At 45.9% G+C, this 7210-nt stretch carries 7 protein-coding genes; 6 read left to right on the forward strand and 1 reads right to left on the reverse strand.

Translation table 11 applies throughout. From position 1 onward, the window contains the following. The 4 genes from FU659_RS36150 to FU659_RS34160 form a co-directional block, all read left to right on the forward strand. Positions 1 to 243: hypothetical protein (locus FU659_RS36150; protein WP_187274600.1), on the forward strand; the 243-nt coding region annotated here is incomplete at its 5' end. A gap of 88 nt (positions 244 to 331) precedes the next feature. Then, positions 332 to 1492, forward strand: coding sequence for a galactonate dehydratase (gene dgoD / locus FU659_RS34150; protein WP_147951613.1), 1161 nt, complete (start codon positions 332 to 334; stop codon positions 1490 to 1492). 30 nt (positions 1493 to 1522) lie between these two features. Next, complete coding sequence (locus tag FU659_RS34155) at positions 1523 to 2275, forward strand: SDR family NAD(P)-dependent oxidoreductase (protein ID WP_147951614.1); 753 nt, start codon at positions 1523 to 1525, stop codon at positions 2273 to 2275. Between the two features lie 20 nt (positions 2276 to 2295). Then, on the forward strand, positions 2296 to 4257 hold the full coding sequence (locus tag FU659_RS34160; protein ID WP_147951615.1) for a DUF6259 domain-containing protein: 1962 nt from the start codon (positions 2296 to 2298) through the stop codon (positions 4255 to 4257). A 166-nt stretch (positions 4258 to 4423) separates the two neighbouring features. Here FU659_RS34160 and FU659_RS34165 read toward each other — a convergent pair whose 3' ends face one another. Beyond that, positions 4424 to 5209 (reverse strand): helix-turn-helix domain-containing protein, encoded by a 786-nt coding sequence (locus tag FU659_RS34165; RefSeq protein ID WP_147951616.1) that lies wholly within the window; start codon positions 5207 to 5209, stop codon positions 4424 to 4426. Between the two features lie 240 nt (positions 5210 to 5449). Between FU659_RS34165 and FU659_RS34170 the strand changes: the two genes are divergently transcribed. Beyond that, on the forward strand, positions 5450 to 6583 hold the full coding sequence (locus FU659_RS34170; protein WP_187274601.1) for an amidohydrolase family protein: 1134 nt from the start codon (positions 5450 to 5452) through the stop codon (positions 6581 to 6583). A 2-nt stretch (positions 6584 to 6585) separates the two neighbouring features. Then, complete coding sequence (locus tag FU659_RS34175; protein WP_147951618.1) at positions 6586 to 6957, forward strand: Rieske (2Fe-2S) protein; 372 nt, start codon at positions 6586 to 6588, stop codon at positions 6955 to 6957. Positions 6958 to 7210 lie beyond the last annotated feature (253 nt).

Below are 7210 nucleotides of genomic sequence, written 5' to 3' on the forward strand. Positions count from 1 at the left end.
AAGCTTTCAAAAGACAATGCGGTCGAAGACGCTTATCTTTATGATATTCCGGAAATCGAACGCAATAGTGGAAAAGTGTTGCAGGATATTACGAAAGAAGGTTTTACTTCCTTGATTGTATCGAAAGGCGATCTCGACAAAGAATACGAGTCGTTTAAGAAAAAATATTTGGACGCGGGCGGCCAAAAGTGGATCGAGCAAGCTACGGAAATTTATAAAAAGGAACATCCAGACAAGAAATAGAGTGAATGCAAATCATCACGAGATCCGAAGGATCTCGTGATGATTTTAAACAGAAAATAAATAAAACATGTTTCATAGGGGTGCGTAGATGAAAATTACTGGTGTGAATACGTTTGTCGTCGATTGTTACCGGACTAACTTCGTATTCGTCAAAATTTATACAGATGCAGGTATTTCAGGGGTTGGCGAAGCAACGCTGGAGTATAAAGAGAATGCTGTAACTGGGGCAATTGAAGATATAAAACGGTACCTAATCGGTAAAAGTCCGCTTGATATCGAAGCGCATTATCACAATATATATCGTGATGCCTACTGGCGGGGCGGGGCCGTTCTGATGTCCGCGCTTAGTGCAGTGGAGATGGCGTTGTGGGACATTAACGGCAAATCGCTGGGCGTTCCCGTTCACAGGCTGCTTGGGGGCAAGGTTCACGATAAGGTGAAGGTGTATGCCAATGGGTGGTTTGCCGGCGCCACCTGCGTAGAGGATTTTGGTGTAAAAGCCAAGGAAGCGAAGGAGCGCGGATTCAAGGGGTTGAAGTGGGATCCTTTCGGCAAAGCGTATATGACCCTTTCGAATGAGGAACTGGACAAAGCTCTCGAATGCATTGGAGTTGTGAGAGATGCCGTCGGTTATGATATGGATCTGTTCATTGAAGGGCATGGCCGTTTTAATGTACCTACAGCCATCAAGATCGCCAAGGAGATTGAAGCTTTCAAGCCAGTGTGGTTTGAAGAACCGGTTCCACCAGATAACTTGGATGCCATGATAGATGTAAGACGGAAATCTCCGGTGGCCATCGCAGGCGGGGAAAGATTGTTTACGCGACAAGCGTTCAACGAAGTGTTCAAGAGAAGAGCGTTGGACTATGTGCAGCCGGATATCAGCCATGCCGGAGGCATTATGGAATGCCGCAAAATTGCTGCCATGGCGGAGGCGAACTATATTCCATTCGCCCCGCATAATCCAAGCGGCCCTGTAGCTAATGCCGCTACATTGCAATTAGCTGCATGCACGCCAAACTTTTTTTATCTGGAAATTATGGCAAGTGATGTGCCTTGGCGCAAAGAGATCACAGACGAACAGCTGCATTTCGAGGATGGCTATATGACCATCCCGGATAAACCGGGGTTAGGCATTGAACTGATTGAAGACTCGGCCATTAAGCATCCTTATGTCCCGCACGATTTAAGGCATTATAATGGGCAACTTATTCAAATTCGACCACCGGCTGCCGAGAACTACTTTTAAGTCATTTTAGAAACCGAGGTGGAGAATCGTATGTTTGATTTATCTGGTAAAGTAGTCATGGTAACGGGGTCATCGCAAGGTCTCGGACGCGGGATGATCTTAGGCATGGCTGAAGCGGGAGCTAGTGTGATTATTAACGCTCTTGATATCACAGAAAGCTCGCTTCAACTTGTTGAGCAAGTAAAGTCGCTAGGGCGGGATGCCATTGCGATCCAAGCGGATGTCAGCCAAGAAGAGGATGTCCAGAGATTGTTTCATATGGCGCTAGAGAAGTATGGACGCCTCGATATACTGGTCAACAATGCCGGCACTTCCAGGGCAGAAACGATAGTCGAAACGTCGCTGCAAAGTTGGAATGAAATCATCAACAACAACTTGACGAGCACCTTCTTATGCTCGAAGTATGCCATGGACATCATGATGCCGCAAAAAAGCGGAAGGATTATTTCCATCAGTTCGGTCGTTGGACATCAGGGTGCCTTGTATGGCCATGTTCACTACGCTGCTAGTAAAAGCGGACAGATCGGCTTCACGAAAACGCTCGCTCGTACGGCTGCTCCTTATGGCATTACCGTTAACGCGATCGCTCCGGGCATCATCGAAACCGAATTATTGCATCAAACGCATGGGGATGAGAAGGTGAAGACACTAACGGAATCTGTTCCCCTTGGCTTAGGGAAGCTTGAAGACGTTGCGGCAGCGGCGATATTCCTGGCAAGCGACGAAGCTAAGTATATAACCGGAGTTATCCTGGATGTGAATGGCGGTCTTTATTTAAGATAAGGAAAGGACAGATTGGGAAAATGACTTTTTCAATTAAGGCAGGACAATTACAGTTTGCTGTAGATCCGCAGGGGCGGTTCGTACGTTGGTCGGCGGAGGGACTTCTCCTACAAGAGAGCGCAGGAGCAGATTTCTGGAGAATTCAACTGGACGACGGCGATTTTCGCGACATGTCCGTTCGTTCAAGTCTTCAAAGCGGGACCGTAACCGAAATTGAGGGTGGATTGGCTATTCAATACAATCAGCTCGAAGCCGAGGACGGCAATACGTATCCCGTATTGTTTCGGGTGCAGGTCCTGGTAGTAGGCGAACAATTGCACTTCTCCTACAAGGTAACCAATCAAAGCGAAGTACGGGTTAATGAGGTCAAACTTCCGTTCGTAGACGTATCCGTCGTTGCGGATGAACAGCGCTTTCGCGATGTTCTTTACCGCAGTGAGGGGCATGGACACCGACTTGCGGATCCTTGGACGGCAATTGACAGGGCTCACAGTGAATACATGTCCAGCGATAACCATGAGATTTGGCTCGACATGACCTACCCGAGTTTCGGCAGCATGGCTTGGTTCGGTGTACAGAGCGGTTCGCATTTCCTCTATGTAGGTCGGCATGATGATAACTTTACAACTTGTGTGTTGGCAGCAGGAATAGGCCCGCGCAACAGCGATCCGCGTCTCGTTCTAGCCGTTTCTCAGTTCTCATTGGTGCAAGGAGGAGAAGAAGTTTCCTCTCCGACCTCTGTAGTAGCGTTCGTTCCAGGGGATTGGCGACAAGGCTCGGCCATTTACCGGCAATGGGCGGATGGTTGGTTTAGTGAACCGCAGAAACCCGAGTGGGTACAAGAGCTTCCCGGTTGGCAGCGCATCATCATGAAGCATCAGTTCGGCAAAATTTACTTCCGTTATGAAGATTTACCGCGAGTTTATGAGGAAGGCAAGGCTGTCGGGGTGGAAATGATTCTGCTCTTCGGTTGGTGGAAAGGCGGCTTCGACAACGGTTATCCTGTCTATGAGCCGGATCCTGCCCTTGGCGGAGAAGAAGGGTTTAAAGCAGCGATTGCGGAAGTGCAGCGTCGGGGGGGACGTGTTGCTCTTTACACAAATGGCGTGCTGATCGATGTGAAATCAGACTATTACAAGGAAACCGGACATCGGATTTGCCGCAAAAATATTGATGGCATGGAGTACAGGGAGCATTATAAATTCAACAATGACGGCATGCTGCTGCGCAATTTTGGCTATAAAAGCTTTGTGTCTGCCTGTCAGGCCACCGATGAATGGAATAAGCATCTAATTGAGATCGGTCAACAAAAACTAAGCTACAATCCGGACTCCATTTTCTACGATCAGATCGCTGGACATTTTCCGCATCTCTGTTTCGATGCTTCGCATGATCATGGAAACCGGGGAGATAACGAGACGGTTTATCGGCGGCGCAATTTGCAGCAAATGCGTGAATTATGCACAGGGGATAAAGCTTTCGGCTCTGAATTCGTTGTCGACTGCTATGCGCCTCTCCTGGATTTCCATCATAGCTGCCAATACGCGAGTTTTAAAGACGACGAGTCGTTCCCTGAGCTTTACCGGCAAACGTTCCCCGAGACGATTATGTCCAATCGCTACATGCATGATGAGCGAAGCGATTTTAAACAGCAACTTCACTTCGCTTTTGTGTATGGATATCGCTTTGACATTGCCATTTACCGTTCTCGGGCAACAATTACTGCGGCTGAGGCTTATGGGAATCATATAAAGGAATTGATCGCCTTACGTGACCGCTACTCTGAATTTTTCTATCACGGCACCTTCTCACTGGATACTGATATGGAACTGCCTGAGGGAATCGTCAAAACGGAATACGTTCATCAAGAGAGAAGACTTTTCGTTTTCTGGAATGATACCACGGAGGAGAAGCAGATTTCTTTCCAAAACCAAACGATTCGTTTGGGGGCCAATGAATTACGATGTGAGATTGTGGAATAAGTAGTTGGTAGGAGAGAGCAGTAAGGTTGATCTGTGTTCAAGTCGGCACGGAACAACCTTGTTGTTTTCTCTTCACGATAAAACTGAAGCGCTTACAATTTATGTTAATTATTCATATTCATACCCGTTAGCGTTATGAAAACTGGTTCTGAAAGAGGAGAGAAACTTAAACACGATAATTTTTTCTGAAAAGGGAGGGGCTTGTTCCGATTTTGGTGCTGAATATGCGGCTTAGGTAGGAGCCGTTCTCATAGCCACACCGTAAGGCGATGGTTTCTAGGGTATCATCTGTTTGCAACAGCAATTTTTTAGCTTCTTCCAGGCGCAGCCTGGTTACAAACTCGACTGGGACAACACCATAAGCGGCCTGAAAACGGCGGGTAAGCTGGGGCTGCTTGATTCCCAGTCTATTTGCAATTTCCTGCATGCTGATTTCACTGAAGACATTCCGATAAATGTAGCCGACTGCTTGCTGCATTAAAGGATCCGTTGGTTTCTTATAAATTTCGGTTGCTGCCCTTTCCTGTTGACAGAGAAATAACAGGTCTTTGACGAGGTGGTTAGTCATGCTCGTGATTGGCCGTGTAGCTCCTGGTTGATGCTGTAATTTGCGCAAATAAGTGTACGTGGAGGAAAGTCTTACTAAATCACTAATTGAATTTTTTGCGGATTGAGGTTTGAGTAGAGAAGGCTCACCTTGTGTAAAGAGATTAAATAGGATCATGTGAAAGGCAATTTCACCAGGAGATTTGCGTTTGAAAAGAACACCCGGCGGGCAGAATACAATGTCCCCCATTGCCGCATGACCACTTTCATTGCCAATCTCGAACTCAAAGGAGCCAAATTCTACACATAACACGGCACTAGAATCATAGGTATCCTCAGGAAGCAGGAATCCTGGTTGGGGTCCTGCGTAAGTATATAAGACTACCTCCACTTTGTCGTCAGGCATCACATTTTCCCTCCATCTGTCACTAAACGTCTAGTTGTAACTGCAGTTGTTTAATGTAGAGAATAACACAAAAAGGTTGTTTGTGCTATGAGGTTTGTACATTACAATTATACGCAAAAAAGTGAAAGTAATAAGGTAAATCCGTGTATAGGAATTGATTTTTTATGATGATATGATGAACGTAAGACCTTTAATCTTTTTGGCCAAAAGAAAAAGAGAAAAATGGTTGGAGTGAATCGTATGGAAATCACAGATAGTATAGAGATAGAGGCTAAGAAGCAAAAAGCGAAACGATCCTTTATTGATTGCGATATTCACGTTGGTTCCTCGAGAGATGAGCTTATTCCTTATTTACCGAGAGTTTACCGGGAGCAAATTGCAGGCTTTGGCTGGCGGCTTCCGACCCAAGGCGGGATGTTTCTAAATGGTGGAATAGATGGAAGCATGCAGGACACGCCTCCAATAGAGGATAAGGGTGAAGACAGCAAACTGAACCATTTCCGAGATCAGCATTTGGATAAATATAATTTAGAATACGGTATTTTGACAGGTGCTGGTTATGAGGTTCAGGCCACACCCGATAGTGATTTTGCCGCTGCTTACTGTACTGCTGCAAACGATTACACGATTGAACGCTTGCTGTCACGAGAAAAGAGATTGAAGGGCTCGATCATTATTCCGAAGCAGGATCCAATTCAGTCGGCGAAAGAGATCGACCGCTTAGGAAGCCATCCAGACATGGTGCAAGTCATCGTCTCCAATGGCGCACAGATGCCTTACGGTCACCGTTTCTATCATCCGATTTATGAAGCTTGTGTCAGGCACAATCTTCCCTTTGCCATTCATGTCAGTATGGAGGGAATTGGCATAAACAATCCTCCTACTGGTGTGGGCCATGTCAGCACTTATATCGAATATAGGTCGGCCCGATCGCAAGTTATGGCAGCTCATCTAGCAAGTTTTATTTTCGAAGGGGTATTCGACAAATTTCCGACATTGAAGGTAGTTATTGTTGAAGCAGGTATGCTTTGGATTGCGCCACTCATCTGGAGATTGGATCAGGATTGGAAGGCGTTGCGCCATCAAACGCCTTGGGTCAAGGAGCCACCTAGTGAATATTACCGCAAACATATGAGGGTGACCTCACAACCACTAGAGCTGCCGACAGATATGAAATTATTCATGCCGATGATGGAAGCGATAAGTGCCAACGAAAATCTAATGTTCGCCAGTGATTATCCGCATTGGGATTTTGATTCACCGATATTTGCATTCCCTAAATTACCTGATGCTATGTGGGAACGAATCTTTTATCAGAATGCAGCCGACTTATACGGTCTGCCCCCAAGAAGAGCGACAGTGGGGGGAGTATAAATATGACCCGTCATTTAGTTGGGAATGTATCTGAATGTACACCAGGCTCCAAAAAAATCATCGAGGTTGGCGGACGAAGCATTGGTATTTATAACATTAATGGGGAATACTATGCAATTCGGAATCTTTGTCCTCATCAAGGAGCCGCTCTTTGCACAGGTACTACCTCAGCGTTTATTACTTCTTCAAGTCCCGGAGAATTCTGCTTCGAACGTGAAGGTGAAATTGTTAGATGTCCATGGCATTTCTGGGAGTTCGATATCAAGACAGGCTGTATGATCGTAGATCCCAGAACAAGAACTAAAACGTATGACATTTCGGTAGAACGGTATGATGTTTCTGTGAATGAGGAGCAAATCTTTGTTCTTCTTTGAAGTTACAATTACATCCTTCTGACCCTAAAGGATCAAAGCAACGGGAAAACCATCTAACACCTAGATGTAGGTTTCGTCCATAAATTAAAACGCTTACAAGAGAAGGGGGATGAGCGCGTTGTATGATCAAACGGTGACGAATCTCAAGGAATCTTCAAAGTCACTGGAGCGGAAGAGGAAGTTGTCCCATATTCGAAAAGATAAGCTATTATATCTCATGGCTGTTCCAGGGATTTTGTTCTTTATTGTGTTC

It is taken from the genome of Paenibacillus sp. N3.4, assembly GCF_008017805.1.
Lineage (GTDB): Bacteria > Bacillota > Bacilli > Paenibacillales > NBRC-103111 > Paenibacillus_E.